The following is a 17,240-nucleotide window of genomic DNA, read 5'->3' on the forward strand; positions in this document are numbered from 1 at the left end:
AGCACAGACGCGCCGCGCTCTTTAGTAATCAAGTGTTTCCATGTACTTCATATATTTTACTACCATGAGGGCAATCTTAAAGGTAATGGCATCTTCGAAAACACGCAAATCCAGTCCCGTACTTTTCTGCAGCTTATCCAGTCTGTATACCAGGGTATTTCTGTGGATATAAAGCTGTCTGGAAGTCTCAGACACATTCAGACTGTTTTCAAAGAATTTGTTAATGGTAGTAAGTGTTTCCTCGTCAAAGTCATCCGGAGAATGATTGTCAAAAATCTCCCGGATAAACATTTTACAAAGAGGAATGGGAAGCTGGTAAATCAGGCGTCCGATTCCCAGAGAACTGTATGCAATCACATCTCTTTCTCCAAAGAAAATCTTTCCTACGTCTAAAGCCATCTTGGCCTCTTTGTAAGAACGGGAAACCTCCTTCAGTTCCTTTACAATTGTTCCGTACGCAATATGCGTCTTTCCATCTCTTTCTACGCCTAAAGCCGATAAAATAGCATTTGCACTCTTCTCCAACTGGGCATAATCATCGGAAGGGCTCACTTCCTTCACAATAATAATGCTCTTTTCATCTACTGCAGTTACAAAGTCTCCGGCTTTTCCTCCCAGAACATTTTTAATATTTTCCAGGGAACCATAGTCTCTGTCTTCACTGTTTTCCAGTATATATACTACCCTGCGGACATCTACTTCTATGTGAAGCTTCTTAGCCCGGTTATGAATATCCACCAGCAAAAGGTTGTCCAGCAAAAGATTTTTGATAAAGTTATCCTTATTGAACCGCTCTTTGTATGCGGTAAGCAGCCCCTGAATCTGGAACACAACCAGCTTTCCAAGGGTATACGCATCGTCCCCCGCACTGTCCACAATCAATATGTATTCCAGCTGGTGGTCATCATAAATCTTAAAATACTGATTTCCTTTTACTACCTGACTGTCCGCCTGAGAATTGGCAAATTCGGAAACTTCTCCCTCTCCGCATACGCTCTGTGCAAAAGTGCTTGCCAAAACTTTGCCGTCCATATCTGTTACACAAAAATCTGTCCTGGATATTCCTTTTAAACCGTCCAGGGTTGTTTGGAGTATCTGGTTTGATATCATGCTTTCTCCTTCTTTCATCATATAGTCTGTTTACACTGTTACAAATCCCATAAATAAAAACCCTACCATATATACTAATACAAAATAGGGAAAAAATAAAGAGAAAACGTAAAATATTACATATTTTTTTTCAAAATGTAACAATTTATTCACATTTTCTCTGTTTCTTCCTGGTACTGGGATACCAGCTTTTTAAAATTGTTTTTTTCCATGAGGCGGTTCAGCCAGTTGGACTTTATGCCTGTTTCCTGAAAAACAGGAAGCGAACTTCCCAGGCTGAACCATACCTTTGTATTCATCATTTTTCTGTAACGCTTTACAAAACGTTCTACGTTGTATTCCCTGGAACAACTCAGTACCGCCTGGGGATTCCAACTGTTAATTTCGTTTATCACCCGGTCTGTCTGGTCTGCCTCCATATCTGTCAGGCTGTCTTTTCCCAGAATGACAATATCCGGATACTGCTCCTTGAGATAATTGCAAAACTTTTCCGTATCTTCTTCCTTTTCACCCAGAATAAAAATACGGTTTTTATATAAATTCAACAACCAGAACAAAGTTCCGAAAAATCCGTGCTCGGATATTTCACTCTCCCAAGCCTCGTCCTGAAGTCCGGCAGCCTTGACAATCTCCGGTTCATCTGCCACAGCCTTGTCCAGAGTCTCAATATATTCCTTGAGTTCTTCGTCTTTCTGGGCTGCAATCAGCAATTTCATTGTAATAACCCCGTAAGTAGCCAGCGTATCCTCATTCCAGTGCTGGTTAATGCTTTCCATAATATCCTCGGCATAGCATTTTTCTACGGAAATCCCCATAATCTCTATTTTTTCACTCATACACATTCTCCGCTCTACACATATTCTATCAATATAACAGAATTTTTATCCAATATCAAGTATCTTTTTCTAGTTGTTTCATGAGGTACCGTCCCACTACTGGAGAAAATCCTGAAATATCCCGAATATAAGCGAAATCTTTCCCGAAAATTTTCTTTTCCGCTGCCAAATCTTTCTCTTCTCCGGCAAATACCCCCAAGACACAAATGCCCTGGCTTCTCAGCTTCCGCACTTCAAATCCCGTATCCTTTATGGCATATTCCCCGTGATAGGGCTGAGGATTTCTGGCATTTGGCCGGTTTAAAATGACATCATAGGGCCGCCCGTCGCTTAACACAATGAGGATTTTGTGTTCCTCTTCTCTTGCCGAAAGCCCGTATCCCGCTGCCTTTATAGCCAGTCCGTCCCGGTTGTTGGAGGAAGTCACATACTCAAAAATATTGCTGTTTTCTCTTCTGTCCGCATCATAGTCCCGAAATTCATGAAGAATCGTATAATCCCAAAAAGTGCAGAAGCTCATAACCCTGTGGGCAATTCCCACATTACTCAGGGCTTCACTTAAAATATAGGCCTGTATGGCTACCTGTCCCTGTCTGGAGCGCTGGGAACCACTGGCATCAATGAGAACGTCCACCACAAAGCTTCCACTGTCCTGATACAGGCAGCGTTCAAACACTCTGGCATCCTCAGACCGTCCAATTCTCCAAAGACGCGAAGGCAGAACCCGTCCTCTGTCCGAAAGAAGCTCTTCTGCCTCCTCCCGCAAAGTCAGGGTTTTCTTCAACATATCCGTTAAAATCCGGATATTATTCTTTACAATTCTGTGGTTATCATAATACTCATACAGATTTTTATCTTTCTGCTTTCTGGCATACTCATACTGGTAATTGCGCAAAACCGGTGTCTTCAAAATCCCCCTGGTAAAATACAGACTGCAGTCTCCGTGGATTCCTCTGCACATCAGCTGGTTCACACGTTTCTCTTCCATTTCTGTTAAGAACGTTTTTCCATAATTGCGCTCTACATAAGAATACATCCGCTCCAGTGCCTTTTCATCCACCACCAAAACCCGTTTTTTATCTTCTTTCTTCTCTGGCTTTTCTTCTTTTTCCGCCTGTTCCAACATATCCAGATTCGTCATATTCTGTGCCACCTGGTCCAGATAAGTCTCCAGCGTATCCTCCAGCTCCTCTTCTTTCAGATAATCCTTCCAGGAAAACTCCGCCAGCTCCTCATTCGTTACGGCCAGTACCGTCTCCAGACTGCCATGCCTGCGTTCAAAATACGGGTCTGCAATCTCATTGTACAGCGTATCAGTAGTCCGAATAATATCCATTGTGCTTTCGGCATATTCCAGTTCTTCTATCCGGTCCATCCAGTTTCTCATCCGGGCTGTGGCCGGTTCTTTTCCGTTTAAAACTTCTTTAAACAGAGCCAGCTTCAGCCGTCCTGTAAGGGTTTCCTGCAGACGGGCAAAATCCATTTCCAGGATATCTTCGCAGGCTTTTCTGCGGATAGTGGCAACGCCTTCTCTCTCTGCTGTAATTCTTGCGGAAACGGCAAATTCAATGCACAGCTGTGCCAGCTGCATCAGAGGAGCTTCCATGCCATGGAGATAGATTTTTTTCACCAGATACATGGAAAATGCTTCCCTGTCGAAATATCTTGCAAAAGCCCCCTGCTTAATGCCATCGTATAAAGCCACATACCGCGAACGGGCAAATGCCGCCAAATCCGGCTTAAACTCCAGTGCATAATCCCCGCTCACAGTCCACATAAGATTTTTTATTCGGTTTTCCAGTTCCAGTTCTAATTCATCCATAAGCTATCCTCAGTCTTCAAATACATCCCGGGGTGTCCAGGTATCCGGAATTCTGGTCATCACCACATCCTGCACAATTTCCTTCTCAAATATATCAAAGCATTTGTTTACCACGCCCATTTTCACTGCCAGAGCCGGAGAAAGCCCCTGCCGTATAGTCTTTAATGCTCCCAGCATTCCCCGCAAATCCAGAGCCTTTGTGGTAATTTCCCCGTTCTGCGCCTTCAGTTGAAGGTCCATGAACAGTCCTATCCACTGCTTCATGGCAGAATTTTTCAATTTCGGAAAACGGGACTGAAAAATAAAGGCCAGGGTCTCTTCATCCTGGGCCGGCATATCAATCACCAGGAAACGGGAAACCAACGCTTCATTTAGTTCTTTTGTCCCCGCATAGCCGTAGTTCATGGTACCAATAAATCTGGCTGCCGGGTCTATATCAATCTTATCATAACCGGGAACATCAATGCAGCGGCGGTAATCCAAAGCCGCATGAAGCACAGAAACCGCATCATTTTTCGCCATATTGACTTCATCTAAAATTCCAAATCCACCATACTGGGCACAGCGGTAAATACTTCCCTTGCGAAGCTTTACTTCATTGTCAAGGAAAGTGTCTGTTCCAATTAAATCTCCGCTGTCTGTATTCACATGAAACGATACATTATAAACCGGACGTCCGAAAATCCATGCCAGATTCTCTGCCAGCACGTTCTTTCCCGTGGCCTTAGCTCCCGTAAGCAGCAGATTTTCCCCTTCCAGGAGAGCCGCAATGGCCATCTCCAGCACTTCTTTTCCATAAAAAGCCATGTCCGGCTTTACAATCCGCCGTTTTTCCTCTTCCTCTACAAAATTCCGGCTGCGAAATTCCTCAACACCTCTGATAAGGTTCTTGTCTATGTTCTGGTTCTCCAGAAACGCTACTGTCTGTTCCATATTCTCCCTTTCTGATTTTCTCTTTTAAAGAAGAAAGCTGCCGCACTAAACACCTTTTAAGAATATTTAATGCGACAGCCCTCCTGTCTCTTTTCTATACCTCAAACAGTAAATCACCGTAGGACGGCATAGGCCAGATTTCTTTATCCACAATCATTTCCAGTTTATCTACCGGTTTTCTCAGTTTTTCCATAGCCGGAATCACCTGACGGCGGTAGAAAAATGCCTTGTCTTTTCCATCTTCCATAGCCCAGGCCTGCTCTGCTACTGTATGCAGGGCATCCAGTGCCTCTTTTGTCTCTTTTAACAATGCAGAAGTTTCCCGTAAAAGTTCTGTCTGTACATCTACGTCCAGAACTCCCGCTGCTACAATGGCATTAATGGAATCTGCCAGCTGTCTGGCATAACGGATAACCGCAGGAATAATCTGTTTTCCCGCCACATCCAGCATAGTTCTTGCCTCGATATTAATGGCTTTGGCATAAGCTTCGTATTTGATTTCTCTTCTGGACTCCAGTTCCGCTTTTGTAAAGACGCCGAATTCCTCAAACAGCTTTACTGCCTTCTCTGTAGTCAACGTATCAATGGTTTCCACCATACAGGTGAGATTCGGAAGTCCCCTTCTCTCTGCCTCTTTCACCCATTCCTTAGAATAACCGTTTCCGTTGAATACAATTCTCTGGTGCTCCGTGAAGTTTTTCTTCATCAAATCGTGAACTGCTACTTCAAAGTCTTCTGCTTTTTCCAGAATGTCGCAGGCTTCTTTAAATGCCTGTGCCACAATAGTATTCAGCACCACATTAGCCGGTGCAATGGAATCTCTGGACCCCACCATACGGAATTCAAATTTATTTCCTGTAAAGGCAAAGGGTGAAGTTCTGTTACGGTCTGTGGTATCCCGCATAAATTCGGGAATTGCCTTTACCCCTGTCTCCAGTTTTTCACTTTCAATACTGTGGTCTGCCATACCGGTGGTAATCAGCTGATTCATCACATCGGTCAGCTGGTCACCCAAAAATACGGAAATAATGGCCGGAGGTGCTTCGTTTGCACCCAGACGGTGGTCATTTCCCACATCTGCTGCAGATTCTCTTAACAGATCCGCATGGGTATCCACGGCTTTTAACACACAGCTTAATACCAGAAGGAACTGAATGTTCTCGTGAGGCGTAATGCCCGGTTCCAGCAGGTTATGTCCCGTATCTGTAGTTAAAGACCAGTTGTTGTGCTTTCCGGAACCATTGACACCAGCAAAAGGTTTTTCATGGAGAAGACATTTCATGCCGTGCTGAGAAGCCACACGTTTTAAAGTCTGCATCACAATCTGGTTATGGTCTACTTCCACATTGGCTTCTGCGTAAATGGGCGCCAGTTCATGCTGGGCCGGGGCCGCTTCGTTGTGCTGTGTCTTAGCTGTTACCCCCAGCTTCCAAAGTTCCTCGTTTACCTGCTTCATATAAGCGGAAACCTTCTGGCGGATGGTTCCCAGATAGTGGTCATCCAGTTCCTGTCCTTTAGGAGGCATAGCGCCAAACAGCGTTCTTCCGGTAAATACCAAATCTTTTCTCTTTCTGAATTTTTCGTTGCTTACCAGAAAATATTCCTGCTCTGCCCCTACCGAAGGAATAACTCTCTTTGCCGTGGTGTCTCCGAAGAGGCGGATAAGGCGCAGAGCCTGCGTATTGATAGCCTGCATGGAACGCAAAAGCGGTGTTTTCTGGTCAAGCGCCTCTCCCGTGTAAGAACAAAATGCTGTGGGAATACATAACGTGGCACCTGCAGCGTCATGACGGACAAATGCAGGAGAAGTACAATCCCAGGCTGTATATCCTCTGGCCTCAAAGGTGGCTCTTAACCCTCCTGAAGGAAAGGAAGACGCGTCCGGCTCGCCTTTAATCAATTCTTTTCCGGAAAAACTCATCAGTACCTTGCCATTGGGAAGAGGTGCCGTAATAAAAGAGTCGTGCTTTTCCGCCGTTACTCCGGTAAGCGGCTGAAACCAATGGGTATAATGAGTGGCGCCTTTTTCGATGGCCCACTCTTTCATTTCGTGAGCAATGACATCCGCCATCTCCTGGGACAACTCTTTGCCCTCTAATATGGTCTGTTTCAAATCTTTGTAAACTTTTTTCGGAAGACGCTGCTGCATTACTTCGTCATCAAAAACATCTTCCCCGAAAATCTCAGATACATTGATATATTCACTCATTTCTGTGTTCCTTCCTCTCATACGGTATAGAATCTTCCCAAACATTTATAGCCCTGAAACTGTTTCTAAGATACCGCAAAATTTTCCAGAATGCAAGTATTTTTTTGCCAACTTGCAAATGCAGGCCAAGATTCCCTTCCTATCTTCTGCAAAAAATCCCAAATGCAAGAAGCAGCAGACACATACCGCTTATCCAGGACAAGTCCCGGTTGGTCTTTTTCCGAAACCGACTCCCCAGTTCCCAGCCTGCCTTCATCATTCCCATACCGCCCAGGAAAGCCCCTGCTGCCAGCATCCACTCTCCCGACTGCATAAGACCAGTCCCCAACCCGGCGGCCAGACTGTCCGCAGACAGCACAAATGCCAAAATAAAGCCCTCTTTCATAGTCAAAACTTTCACGGCACAGGAATTTGTCTCTTTCCGAAAGAAAAAACTCATCATCCTGTAAATTCCCAGAAAAGACAACAGAAGAATTCCCACCCAGCAGGTCAAACTGTCCGGCAGAAAGGAAGAAAAAAAATTCCCCGTCAGCACAGCTGCGCCCAAAAGAGAACTCATCATCAAATTCATTCCTGCCACAATGAAAAATGGCATTTTTGTTTTTGCCATGCCATATGCAAAACTGACCACAAACGAATCTGTGGTCAGTGCAAGAATCAGTAAAATCCCATCAACAATTTTGATTTCACCCATTGCGTAACCTGATTTCTCTATTTTTATTATCATATGAAGAAACCGGGTACACAGGTTCCTGCATTTATTCTTCCGGCGTATGAATAAGGGGAACTTCCCCGTTTCGCGGCAGTACAATCTGTACAGCGTGTTTCATATTTTGAATCTCCACGCTTCTGTGTTCTCCGCCAAATTCGCCGTCCAGCGTCCAAGAAATTTCTTCCTCACACTGCATACGCAAGGTTCTGGTTTTAAATACTTCTATCATTTTGGAATCCCCAGGTCCCACCAGGGAAGCAATAATTTCATTCAATTCCAGAATATTCTTGGGTTTTCGGATAAGCATGACTTCAAAGACGCCATCGTCCAGCATGACATCCGGCCCGGTCAGACGTTTAAATCCACCTACAGAAGTGGCATTGCTGACCATACCGAAAATAAAGTCTCCTGACAACTTGCCTTCGTCGCTTTCTATCTGCAGGCTGTAAGACTTGATATTAAACAGCCGCTGTGTTCCTTCTAATATATAGGCAGCATGTCCCAGAATATTTTTCATATCCTGATTCGTTTCATAAGACACATCCGTAAACAGTCCGAATGCTGCAATATAAACAAAATAATCGTCATTAAATCGTCCCACATCAAAGGCGTGAGGCAGTCCCTCTACAATGTCCGTAGCGGCCTGCAGCATATTTTTTGAAATATGAAAGCTATTTGCAAAATCATTGGTACTTCCGGAAGGTATATAGCCAATAGGATTGGTATATCCCCCCAGCATCATCCCTGTAACAATTTCATCCAGTGTGCCGTCTCCGCCGCTCGCTACTACAATGTCATAGTTCGCCGCCTTTTTCCTGGTCACCTTCAATCCATCCATATAGCACTGGGTGGGGTGAACCGTAACCTCATATCCTCCTTTGACAAAAATATCCAGAATGTCCATCAGACGGTTTTTAATGCTGCCTTTGCCGGACCGCGGGTTAAATATAAAAAGCATTTTCTTACTCATTCAAATGGCCTCCTGTAAATTCGGAAAAAAAAGGTGTCCCCAAAGCAAATACCGCAACGGTCTTGCTTTTGGTCCACCTTCTTTCATCTGCTACATCTGTGTTCTTACACTAACTCCAGAACTACTTCCATAGCTGCATCACCTTTACGAGGTCCGATTTTGATGATTCTTGTGTAACCACCGTTACGGTCAGCGTATTTTGGTGCGATTTCTGTGAATAATTTTTCTACTAAATCAACTTCTTTAGTATTTTTCTTCTTTCCAGCAGCAGCTGTCGGAACTTCTTTCACTGGGTAAAGAACTTTTAACATCTGTCTTCTGGCATGTAATCTGGAAGGAGCGTCCTTCTTGATTTCTTTCTGTACTTCGTCGTATACAGTCACTTTCTTTCCGTCAACAACTTCTTTTACTCTCTTGCCGTCAGCGTCTTTGCGAGCAACTTTAGCTGTAACAGTTACTGTTTCAAAGTTGTCTTTTTCACGAACAGCCATAGCAATCAGACCGTCAGCGATTTTACGAACTTCTTTTGCTTTTGTTTCAGTAGTAACAATTTTTCCGTGATATAACAGATTTGTTACCTGGTTTCTAAGTAAAGCTTTTCTCTGGTCAGCAGTTCTGCCCAATTTTCTATATTTTGCCATTTTAGATTTCCTCCATTTGTGGAACAATGCGCCATGCTCTCTTCGGTCTTACTGACGCACTGCTTTTCTTCCATAAATTTGTCCTAAAGGCTTACTCCTCGCTTGGATTTAACTGTAAGCCCAATTCTTTTAATTTTGCCAAAACTTCTTCTAATGACTTACGGCCCAGGTTACGAACCTTCATCATATCTTCGGAAGTACGGTTGCAAAGCTCTTCCACGGTATTAATACCAGCACGTTTTAAGCAGTTGTAGGAACGAACAGACAGTTCTAATTCGTCAATGTTCATTTCCAGAACTTTTTCTTTCTCATTGTCTTCCTTTTCAATCATGACTTCTGCAGTCTTTGCACTTTCAGAAAGATCAATGAAGAGGCTTAAATGCTCGCTTAATACCTTAGCAGCCAGGCTGACAGCCTCGTCTGCGTCCAGTGTTCCGTTTGTGTAAATATCCAGAGTCAGCTTATCAAAGTCTGTAACCTGACCTACACGGGTATTTTCAACGGCCATATTCACACGCTCAACCGGGGTGTAAATTGCATCTACAGCAATCATACCGATTGGCATGTCATCTGATTTTCCTTTATCTGCGCTTACATATCCGCGGCCTTTGGTAATGGTCAGTTCTGCATTGAATTTGCAGCCTGTACCGCCATTTAAGGTGGCAATTACCTGCTCCGGATTTAAGATTTCCAAATCCTGGTCAACCTGAATATCTGCACCTGTCACAACGCCTTCGCCTTCAAACTCGATATATGCGGTTTTCGGCTCATTGCTGTCGCTTACGTTCTTAATCGCCAGATTTTTCAGATTCATGATAATTTCTGTCACATCTTCTTTGACACCCGGCATAGAACTGAATTCATGGAGAACACCGTCAATTTTCACCTGGCTTACAGCGGCACCCGGTAAAGAAGAAAGCATAATTCTTCTTAAAGAGTTGCCCAGTGTAATACCATATCCTCTTTCCAGTGGTTCTACCACGAATTTCCCATATCTCTTATCATCAGACATTTCTGTGATTTGAATTTTGGGTTTGTTAAAATCGAACATGCAAAGCCCTCCTTGCTACGCGCACAATTCACTTCTTAATTATTTAGAATACAACTCGACAATTAACACTTCGTTAACCGGTACGTCGATTTCTTCTCTTGTAGGAAGTGCTTTTACTTCGCCCTTTAATGCTTCCTGGTCTACATCTAACCAAGCCGGAACCAGACGTCCGCCGGTTACTTCAAGGATATCTTTGTATCTCTGAGAACCTTTGCATTTTTCTTTAATTTCGATAACATCGCCAGCTTTTAATAAGTAAGATGGAATGTTTACCTGTTTTCCGTTTACCAGTACATGTTTGTGGTCAACAATCTGTCTTGCTTCTTTTCTTGTTCTTGCAAGTCCAAGACGGAATACTACGTTGTCCAGACGTGTTTCCAGCATAACCATCAGGTTTTCACCTGTCTGTCCCGGTCTCTGGTCTGCTTTTTTGTAGTAGTTACGGAAAGGTTTTTCCAGAACGCCGTAGATGAATTTTGCTTTCTGTTTTTCTCTTAACTGAAGTCCGTATTCGGACACTTTTCTGTTTGCTCTTTTTAACTGTCTGGTAGATTTTTTGTCAATTCCCAGATATACAGGGTCAAGACCTAAGGATCTACATCTTTTCAGAACTGGTACTCTATTTACTGCCATGATTCACTGACCTCCTAATTAGACTCTTCTGCGTTTTGGTGGACGACAACCGTTGTGTGGAACCGGAGTTACATCTTTGATGCTTGTAACTTCAATACCGCAAGCTGCCAATGCACGGATTGCTGCTTCTCTTCCTGAACCAGGTCCTTTTACAAAAACGTCAACAGTCTTCAGACCATGGATAATTGCTGCTTTAGCAGCTGTTTCTGCAGCCATCTGAGCTGCATATGGAGTAGATTTCCTTGAACCTTTAAATCCCAGACCACCGGCACTTGCCCATGATAAAGCATTTCCTTCAGCATCTGTCAATGTAACGATTGTGTTATTGAAAGAAGACTGGATATGTGCCTGTCCGCGTTCAACGTTTTTCTTAACACGCTTTTTTGTCACTTTTTTTGTAACTTTAGCCATTTTTAAACTAACCTACTTTCTCTAATATTTAAACTCAACTGTAATTTTCATAATTCAGGCCGCCGCCTGTATCGCAACAAAAAAATTATTTCTTCTTGTTAGCAACAGTTCTCTTAGGACCTTTTCTTGTTCTTGCGTTTGTTTTTGTTTTCTGTCCACGAACAGGAAGTCCTTTACGATGACGGATTCCTCTGTAGCATCCGATTTCCTGAAGTCTCTTGATATTCAGAGCGATTTCTCTTCTTAAATCACCTTCTACAGGAATCTGTAACTCTTCGATTGCGTCACGGATTTTTCCTACTTCTTCGTCAGTAACATCTCTGACACGAGTGTCAGGATTTACGCCTGCCTTCTCTAAGATACGGTTTGAACTTACTCTACCGATTCCGTAGATGTATGTTAAGCCGATTTCGATACGTTTTTCTCTTGGTAAGTCTACACCAGCTATACGAGCCATGTATTTGTTCCTCCATTTTCTGTTAATATTGTTCCTAATTGAGACACAAAAAACTGACGGGGTCTTCTGCGTCCAGCCGCAAAATAATTTTACGCAGCCTTTCCGGTATTTGGCGGATACCGGTATTAAGCAATATTCCGGGTCATCGAAACCGCGCACCGCGCGCTCCGACAACAGGAACCATCCTCGGTAAACAGTTCCCTCAGGGTCTAAATCTGCCCTGGATTCTAATATCACTATATTTAATCAGTACGAACAACGCGTCCTTGCGTTTCATACTGCAGCCGCACTAAAATTCACACAAATCAATGTCACAACTCTGCTATAAATTTCAGATATTAGCCCTGACGCTGTTTGTGTTTTGGGTTTTCACAGATAATTCTGATACTTCCCTTTCTTTTGATAACCTTGCACTTTTCACAAATTGGTTTTACAGATGATCTAACTTTCACTGTTCTTCCTCCTTTCTGAGCATAAAAGTACGCTTTATATAATATCACCTCTCTGGAAAGAATGCAAGAGCTTTTTTTACAAAATTTGTAATCTCCTGCACTCTTTTTTCTCACTGCCTGATTTCTTGGTCTTCTAAACCTCTTTTTCTTCTATTTCCTTTCTGCCCAGCCGGACATCCTCCATAAATTCCGCCAAATCTTCCGGCAGATGTTCAAACAGATACGTTCCGCTTTTTTTCTGTTTTTCTATATAATACTCCCGGATTTCCTGCTTCATCATCCGGATTTCTTCCTGCAGGTTTCTGGCAGACATTCTGGCCGCTCCCTGTCCCAGGATAATCACCTGTTCCAGGGCATCAGACGTAGCCACAGTCACATGATGTTTTTTTCCGATTTCATGTACCGTCTTTTCAATATACTGGTCTGCGGTTTCTGCTTCCTTTGTGTAAACCACATGGATATTGTGATATTTCTCCACAGCCCCCTGGCCGCCTTCCACCCGGTAAGCGTCAAAAACCAGAATCAATGTACATTTTTTATATCCCTGGTAATTACAGAGAATATCCATCAGCTTATTCCTGGCGCCTTCCATACTGGTTTTTGCAAGTTCATTTAAATCTTCCCATGCAAAAATAATGTTGTAGCCGTCCACCAACAGATACTCTTTTTCTTTCTCTTTCTTCTTTCCTCCGCTTTTTCCGGAAGAAGAATCAAAAGAAACACTGCGCACAGTTTTCTGAAATGCATTTCTCTCCCGCTTTACGGGTCCATAAGTCCTGGCGAAAATTTCTTCCAATTCTTTTTCATCCAGGCGAATCTGAGAAAAACTGCGTGGCACAGCTCTGGCTGTTTCTATTTGAATGTCTTCTTTCCTTTTAGCGGATTCCACATGGGCATATTCGTCTACTTCATCCCAGCTGACCGTAAAACCGGCACCATGAGAACAGAATACAGAGCCCGTAGGATTTTCCACATCCGCTTCGGAATTATAGCCAATCGTTTCCAACACCTCATCCTGGTTGTGGCAGGGTTCATATCCTTTCAAAGTACAGAACAGCCTTCCCCTGCCGCCTGTATAGGAAGTCACCTCTCTTTGATAGCCGCTCATGGTCACTGCCGGAGCCATTCCCGTAAGCACGGCCATCTCTTCCTCCAATTCCGGTCCGGCAAAAGTTCCGCTCATCTTCTGAATATCCGTCATGGCTCTTCCCACCAGTTCCTGAGGCACTTCCAGACGGTATTCGTACACAGGTTCCAGAAGGATACTCTTTGCCTTCTTTAACCCCTGCCGCACAGCCCGGTAAGTGGCCTCTCTAAAATCTCCACCTTCCGTATGTTTGATGTGTGCTCTCCCCGCGGTCAGCGTAATCTTCATATCTGTAATGTCCGCTCCTGTAAGAACGCCCTTGTGATTTTTCTCAGCCAGGTGGGTAAGCACCAGTCTCTGCCAGTTTTTATCCAGCACATCCTCGCTGCAGGAGGAGGCAAACTGCAGTCCCTTTCCTCTCTCCAGAGGTTCCAGAAGAAGATGTACCTCCGCATAGTGGCGCAGAGGTTCAAAGTGGCCGATTCCCTCCACAGACTCTGTAATGGTTTCCTTATATACAATACTTCCGGAGCCAAATTCCACCGAAACACCGAATCGTTCCTGTATTAAATTCTTTAGAATTTCAATCTGCACCTCTCCCATGACCTGCGCATGGATTTCTCCCAGACTTTCCTTCCATACAATATGAAGCTGCGGTTCTTCCTCTTCCAACTGTCGAAGCTGGAGAAGCATTCTATGTACATCACAGCCCTTCGGCAGCCGGATTTCATAAGTAAGCACCGGAGCCAGCAGCGGACTTATGGATTCTTTTTCCATCCCCAGTCCTTCTCCTGCAAAGGTTTTGGTAAGTCCTGTCACTGCACAGATGGTTCCTGACGGCGCCTCGCTCACTGTGCGAAATCCTGCCCCTGCATAGATTCTTATCTGGTCTGCTTTTTCTTCCCATTCTTTCCCCTGCAGCACCTGCTTCACTTTCAGGCTGCCGCCTGTAACCTTCATGTGAGTCAGACGGTTTCCCTTATCATCTCTGGATATCTTGAAAATTCTGGCGCCGAACTCTTCTCCATACTCCGGCTCTTTTATATAGGTTTCCAGTCCCTCCAGCAGTTCTTTCACCCCAAAGGATTTCAGCGCAGAACCAAAGTAACACGGAAATATTTTTCGTTGGGCAATGAGGTTTTGTATCTCAGAAACAGAAATCTCCCCTTCCTCTAAATACGTTTCCAGCAAATGTTCATCACACATGGCAACTTCTTCTAAAATATCCTCTTTTTTTCTGTCCTGTCCAAAATCAATACATCTTTCATCCAGCTTTCTCTGCAGTTCCAGAAGCAGCACTCTTCGGTCCGTGCCTTCCTGGTCCATTTTATTAATGAAAAGAAACACGGGAATCCTATACTGTTTCAGCAGCCGCCAAAGGGTCTGCACATGCCCCTGGACACCGTCTGCGCCGCTGATAAGCAGCACTGCGTAATCGAGCACCTGCAAGGTTCTCTCCATTTCTGCTGAAAAATCCACATGCCCCGGCGTATCCAGAAGGGTGAAGGACTTTTCTCCCAACCGAAAGCCCGCCTGTTTGGAAAAGATGGTAATGCCTCTTGCCCGTTCCATGGAATCTGTGTCCAGAAAGGTGTCCTGGTGATCCACCCTTCCCATTTTCCGAATACTGCCTGTATGATAAAGAATGCTCTCGGCCAGTGTAGTCTTTCCTGCATCTACATGGGCCAGAAGAGCCATACTGATATTCTCCATTGAAAATACCCCTTTCTGTTCTATGGTATTTTTCTTATCATAGCACAAAAAGGGGTATTTCAGCAAACCTTATTCCCATTTGCCACCAGCTTAAACCTGCAGCCCAGCACCTCAGAAGCCCGCTTGCACATCATGGTTCTTTTTAGGAAAATCTCAAAATAATCCATGACCGTACACATTTCATCATCCAGTTCCAGACTCATTTCGATGACTTTTTTCTCCTTTTTCACCTCTAAAGAAGAAGACAGCACCGCATAATTCACCCGGTCATGAATGTCAAAATTGGCAGCTGTGGGATTCTGCACCCGGTTTCTTCTTACATCCGTCTTATCTGCCAGAATCAGGGCTGCAGACACCACATCCACCGCTGTTCCCGTTTCCTCGTCATGGTTGCCGATAGCCGTCATCACTGTAACCGCCTCCTCAAGGGGCATTTTCCGCTCTTTTAAAATCTGATAAGCCAGAAGCGCTCCGCTTTGTGCATGGTCATGGCGATGAATACCGTTGCCGATATCATGCATATACCCGGCAATTTTACTCAGCCTGATTTCCCGGTCTCCATATCCCAGCTCCTTTAAAATTCTTCCCGCTGTTTCCGCTACCTTTGCCGCATGCTTTCTGGAATGTTCAGTAAATCCCAACTCCTTTAACACCTGATTGCCATGTGCCAAAAGCATGTTAACCTCTTCATCTTTCTTCATATCCATATACGTAATCTGCTTGTATTTTTCTTCTGCCATTGTTTTCTCCTGTTCTGTCTTTCTCATCAAAAAAGAGTATAAATTCCATACATCTGGAAATCATACTCTTTTTTTATGTGATTTGTTATCCTTTTTCCGTAAAAAGTGTGTGAAATAGATACTTTTTCTTCATTCGGTAATACACAAAGCCCACCAGATCAGCCAGGGCCCATCCAATGGGCACCGACCACCAGATTCCCAGAACCCCGATGCTCTCCACCGAAGATAAAAGATACGCCAGGACCACGCGGGTTCCCAGAGAAATCACCGTCAGTACCACGGACATTCCCGGCAGCTTCACAGCCCGGTAAAAGCCATACAACAGAAACAGACAGCCAATGCCGCAGTAAAACGCCCCTTCGATGCGTAAATACTCCACGCCTGCCGCCAGAATTTCCGACTCCTGCGGCTGGACAAAAATCAACAGCAGCGGTCTGGCAAAGAAAAATACACCGCAGGAAATCAGCACACAAAAGACAAAAGCCATTCCTACTGCTTTTCGGATACCTTCCCGGATTCGCTCCTCCTTCTTTGCCCCGAAATTCTGTGCCACAAAGGTAGAAAAAGCATTGCCGAAATCCTGTACCGGCATGTATGCAAAGGAATCAATCTTTACGGCCGCTGCAAAGGCCGCCATAATTACCGTTCCAAAGCTGTTTACCAATCCCTGCACCATTAAAATTCCCAAGTTCATCACAGACTGCTGCACTGAAGTCAAAAAGGAAAACTGTGCCAGTTCCTTCAGCACCTGCCGTCTGGGACACAGATACTTCCGCTGAATCCGAAAGTGTGTCTGGGTTTTCCAGGTATACAAGGCAATCCCCACCCCGGAAACGTATTGGGACATAACTGTTGCCGCGGCTGCCCCTTTCACACCCCAGGAAAATCCAAGAACAAACCACAAATCCAGTACAATGTTCAATACCGCACAGGCTGCCAGAAATACCAGAGGTACTACAGAGTTCCCCACAGCCCGCAGCAGGGCGGCATAGAAATTGTAAAGAAACACTGCCGGAATTCCCCAGAATATAACCCAGAGGTATCCCCGCATCATGCCGTAAATTTCTTCCGGTACCTGCAGAAGGCCTAAAATAGGGTCAATCAGCAGAAAAACCAGAAAATTCAGCGCCGCCGTTACTGTAAAAATCAGAAGAAAAGCCGCCGTTATGCTCTCCTGCAGCTTTTCCATCTCCCCTTCTCCGAACCGTATGGAAAACACCGCGCCGCTTCCCATACAAAGTCCCAGAAAAACAGAAGTTAAAAATGTCATAAGTGTATAAGAAGACCCCACCGCAGCCAGCGCGCCGGAGCCTAAAAACCTGCCCACAATCAAGGTATCCGCAATATTGTAAAGCTGCTGCAGCAAATTTCCCACTATCATAGGAAGAGAAAACAACAGCAGTGTCTTACCTACAGGGCCTTGTGTAAGATTTTTCTGCATGTGAAAATGCCCCCTCGTTTTA

16 protein-coding genes are annotated in these 17,240 nt (G+C 44.4%); all 16 read right to left on the minus strand.

Features of this window, described 5'->3' with window-relative positions; all coding sequences use genetic code 11:
- Positions 1-21: 21 nt before the first annotated feature.
- The 16 genes from G5A70_RS05670 to G5A70_RS05745 all read right to left on the minus strand — a co-directional run bounded on the left by G5A70_RS05670 (position 22) and on the right by G5A70_RS05745 (position 17,218).
- The gene (locus tag G5A70_RS05670) at positions 22-1,110 is read right to left on the minus strand and encodes a PucR family transcriptional regulator (protein WP_173748705.1); all 1,089 of its coding nucleotides are present in this window, start codon (positions 1,108-1,110) and stop codon (positions 22-24) included.
- A 149-nt stretch (positions 1,111-1,259) separates the two neighbouring features.
- Positions 1,260-1,946: a WecB/TagA/CpsF family glycosyltransferase gene (locus tag G5A70_RS05675; RefSeq protein ID WP_173748706.1), complete on the minus strand. Its 687-nt coding sequence runs from the start codon at positions 1,944-1,946 to the stop codon at positions 1,260-1,262.
- 55 nt (positions 1,947-2,001) lie between these two features.
- Positions 2,002-3,768, minus strand: a complete 1,767-nt coding sequence (locus G5A70_RS05680) for a cobaltochelatase CobT-related protein (protein WP_173748707.1) — start codon at positions 3,766-3,768, stop codon at positions 2,002-2,004.
- 9 nt (positions 3,769-3,777) lie between these two features.
- Positions 3,778-4,701, minus strand: coding sequence for an AAA family ATPase (locus tag G5A70_RS05685; RefSeq protein ID WP_173748708.1), 924 nt, complete (start codon positions 4,699-4,701; stop codon positions 3,778-3,780).
- Positions 4,702-4,795: 94 nt separating this feature from the next.
- Positions 4,796-6,910, minus strand: coding sequence for a glutamine synthetase III (locus tag G5A70_RS05690; RefSeq protein ID WP_173748709.1), 2,115 nt, complete (start codon positions 6,908-6,910; stop codon positions 4,796-4,798).
- Between the two features lie 139 nt (positions 6,911-7,049).
- Positions 7,050-7,604, minus strand: a complete 555-nt coding sequence (locus G5A70_RS05695) for a manganese efflux pump MntP family protein (protein WP_226853529.1) — start codon at positions 7,602-7,604, stop codon at positions 7,050-7,052.
- A 64-nt stretch (positions 7,605-7,668) separates the two neighbouring features.
- The gene (locus G5A70_RS05700) at positions 7,669-8,592 is read right to left on the minus strand and encodes a diacylglycerol/lipid kinase family protein (protein ID WP_173748710.1); all 924 of its coding nucleotides are present in this window, start codon (positions 8,590-8,592) and stop codon (positions 7,669-7,671) included.
- Positions 8,593-8,696: 104 nt separating this feature from the next.
- Positions 8,697-9,233 carry a bL17 family ribosomal protein gene (locus G5A70_RS05705; RefSeq protein WP_173748711.1) on the minus strand — a complete coding sequence of 179 codons (537 nt, stop codon included), beginning with the start codon at positions 9,231-9,233 and terminating at the stop codon, positions 8,697-8,699.
- A gap of 91 nt (positions 9,234-9,324) precedes the next feature.
- A complete protein-coding gene (locus G5A70_RS05710; protein WP_173748712.1) occupies positions 9,325-10,284 on the minus strand; it encodes a DNA-directed RNA polymerase subunit alpha in 960 nt (319 codons plus the stop codon).
- Between the two features lie 39 nt (positions 10,285-10,323).
- Positions 10,324-10,917 carry a 30S ribosomal protein S4 gene (gene rpsD, locus G5A70_RS05715; RefSeq protein WP_173748713.1) on the minus strand — a complete coding sequence of 198 codons (594 nt, stop codon included), beginning with the start codon at positions 10,915-10,917 and terminating at the stop codon, positions 10,324-10,326.
- Positions 10,918-10,935: 18 nt separating this feature from the next.
- Positions 10,936-11,328 carry a 30S ribosomal protein S11 gene (rpsK, locus tag G5A70_RS05720; protein ID WP_022269707.1) on the minus strand — a complete coding sequence of 131 codons (393 nt, stop codon included), beginning with the start codon at positions 11,326-11,328 and terminating at the stop codon, positions 10,936-10,938.
- Between the two features lie 85 nt (positions 11,329-11,413).
- The gene (gene rpsM, locus G5A70_RS05725) at positions 11,414-11,785 is read right to left on the minus strand and encodes a 30S ribosomal protein S13 (protein WP_173748714.1); all 372 of its coding nucleotides are present in this window, start codon (positions 11,783-11,785) and stop codon (positions 11,414-11,416) included.
- A gap of 338 nt (positions 11,786-12,123) precedes the next feature.
- Positions 12,124-12,237, minus strand: coding sequence for a 50S ribosomal protein L36 (gene rpmJ / locus G5A70_RS05730; RefSeq protein WP_003022746.1), 114 nt, complete (start codon positions 12,235-12,237; stop codon positions 12,124-12,126).
- Positions 12,238-12,370: 133 nt separating this feature from the next.
- A complete protein-coding gene (locus G5A70_RS05735; protein ID WP_173748715.1) occupies positions 12,371-15,037 on the minus strand; it encodes a translation factor GTPase family protein in 2,667 nt (888 codons plus the stop codon).
- Between the two features lie 59 nt (positions 15,038-15,096).
- Positions 15,097-15,777, minus strand: a complete 681-nt coding sequence (locus G5A70_RS05740) for an HD domain-containing protein (RefSeq protein ID WP_173748716.1) — start codon at positions 15,775-15,777, stop codon at positions 15,097-15,099.
- A gap of 85 nt (positions 15,778-15,862) precedes the next feature.
- Positions 15,863-17,218, minus strand: coding sequence for an MATE family efflux transporter (locus tag G5A70_RS05745; RefSeq protein WP_173748717.1), 1,356 nt, complete (start codon positions 17,216-17,218; stop codon positions 15,863-15,865).
- Positions 17,219-17,240 lie beyond the last annotated feature (22 nt).

This window comes from Blautia hansenii (assembly GCF_013304445.1).
Classification (GTDB): Bacteria; Bacillota; Clostridia; order Lachnospirales; family Lachnospiraceae; genus Blautia.

What these genes read in the sequence shown, in the direction of transcription:
- G5A70_RS05670 (WP_173748705.1), bottom strand. Translation starts at nt 1,110, where the DNA reads ATGATATCAAACCAGATACTCCAAACAACCCTGGACGGTTTAAAAGGA.
- G5A70_RS05675 (WP_173748706.1), bottom strand. Translation starts at nt 1,946, where the DNA reads ATGAGTGAAAAAATAGAGATTATGGGGATTTCCGTAGAAAAATGCTAT.
- G5A70_RS05680 (WP_173748707.1), bottom strand. Translation starts at nt 3,768, where the DNA reads ATGGATGAATTAGAACTGGAACTGGAAAACCGAATAAAAAATCTTATG.
- G5A70_RS05685 (WP_173748708.1), bottom strand. Translation starts at nt 4,701, where the DNA reads ATGGAACAGACAGTAGCGTTTCTGGAGAACCAGAACATAGACAAGAAC.
- G5A70_RS05690 (WP_173748709.1), bottom strand. Translation starts at nt 6,910, where the DNA reads ATGAGTGAATATATCAATGTATCTGAGATTTTCGGGGAAGATGTTTTT.
- G5A70_RS05695 (WP_226853529.1), bottom strand. Translation starts at nt 7,604, where the DNA reads ATGGGTGAAATCAAAATTGTTGATGGGATTTTACTGATTCTTGCACTG.
- G5A70_RS05700 (WP_173748710.1), bottom strand. Translation starts at nt 8,592, where the DNA reads ATGAGTAAGAAAATGCTTTTTATATTTAACCCGCGGTCCGGCAAAGGC.
- G5A70_RS05705 (WP_173748711.1), bottom strand. Translation starts at nt 9,233, where the DNA reads ATGGCAAAATATAGAAAATTGGGCAGAACTGCTGACCAGAGAAAAGCT.
- G5A70_RS05710 (WP_173748712.1), bottom strand. Translation starts at nt 10,284, where the DNA reads ATGTTCGATTTTAACAAACCCAAAATTCAAATCACAGAAATGTCTGAT.
- rpsD (WP_173748713.1), bottom strand. Translation starts at nt 10,917, where the DNA reads ATGGCAGTAAATAGAGTACCAGTTCTGAAAAGATGTAGATCCTTAGGT.
- rpsK (WP_022269707.1), bottom strand. Translation starts at nt 11,328, where the DNA reads ATGGCTAAAGTTACAAAAAAAGTGACAAAAAAGCGTGTTAAGAAAAAC.
- rpsM (WP_173748714.1), bottom strand. Translation starts at nt 11,785, where the DNA reads ATGGCTCGTATAGCTGGTGTAGACTTACCAAGAGAAAAACGTATCGAA.
- G5A70_RS05735 (WP_173748715.1), bottom strand. Translation starts at nt 15,037, where the DNA reads ATGGAGAATATCAGTATGGCTCTTCTGGCCCATGTAGATGCAGGAAAG.
- G5A70_RS05740 (WP_173748716.1), bottom strand. Translation starts at nt 15,777, where the DNA reads ATGGCAGAAGAAAAATACAAGCAGATTACGTATATGGATATGAAGAAA.
- G5A70_RS05745 (WP_173748717.1), bottom strand. Translation starts at nt 17,218, where the DNA reads ATGCAGAAAAATCTTACACAAGGCCCTGTAGGTAAGACACTGCTGTTG.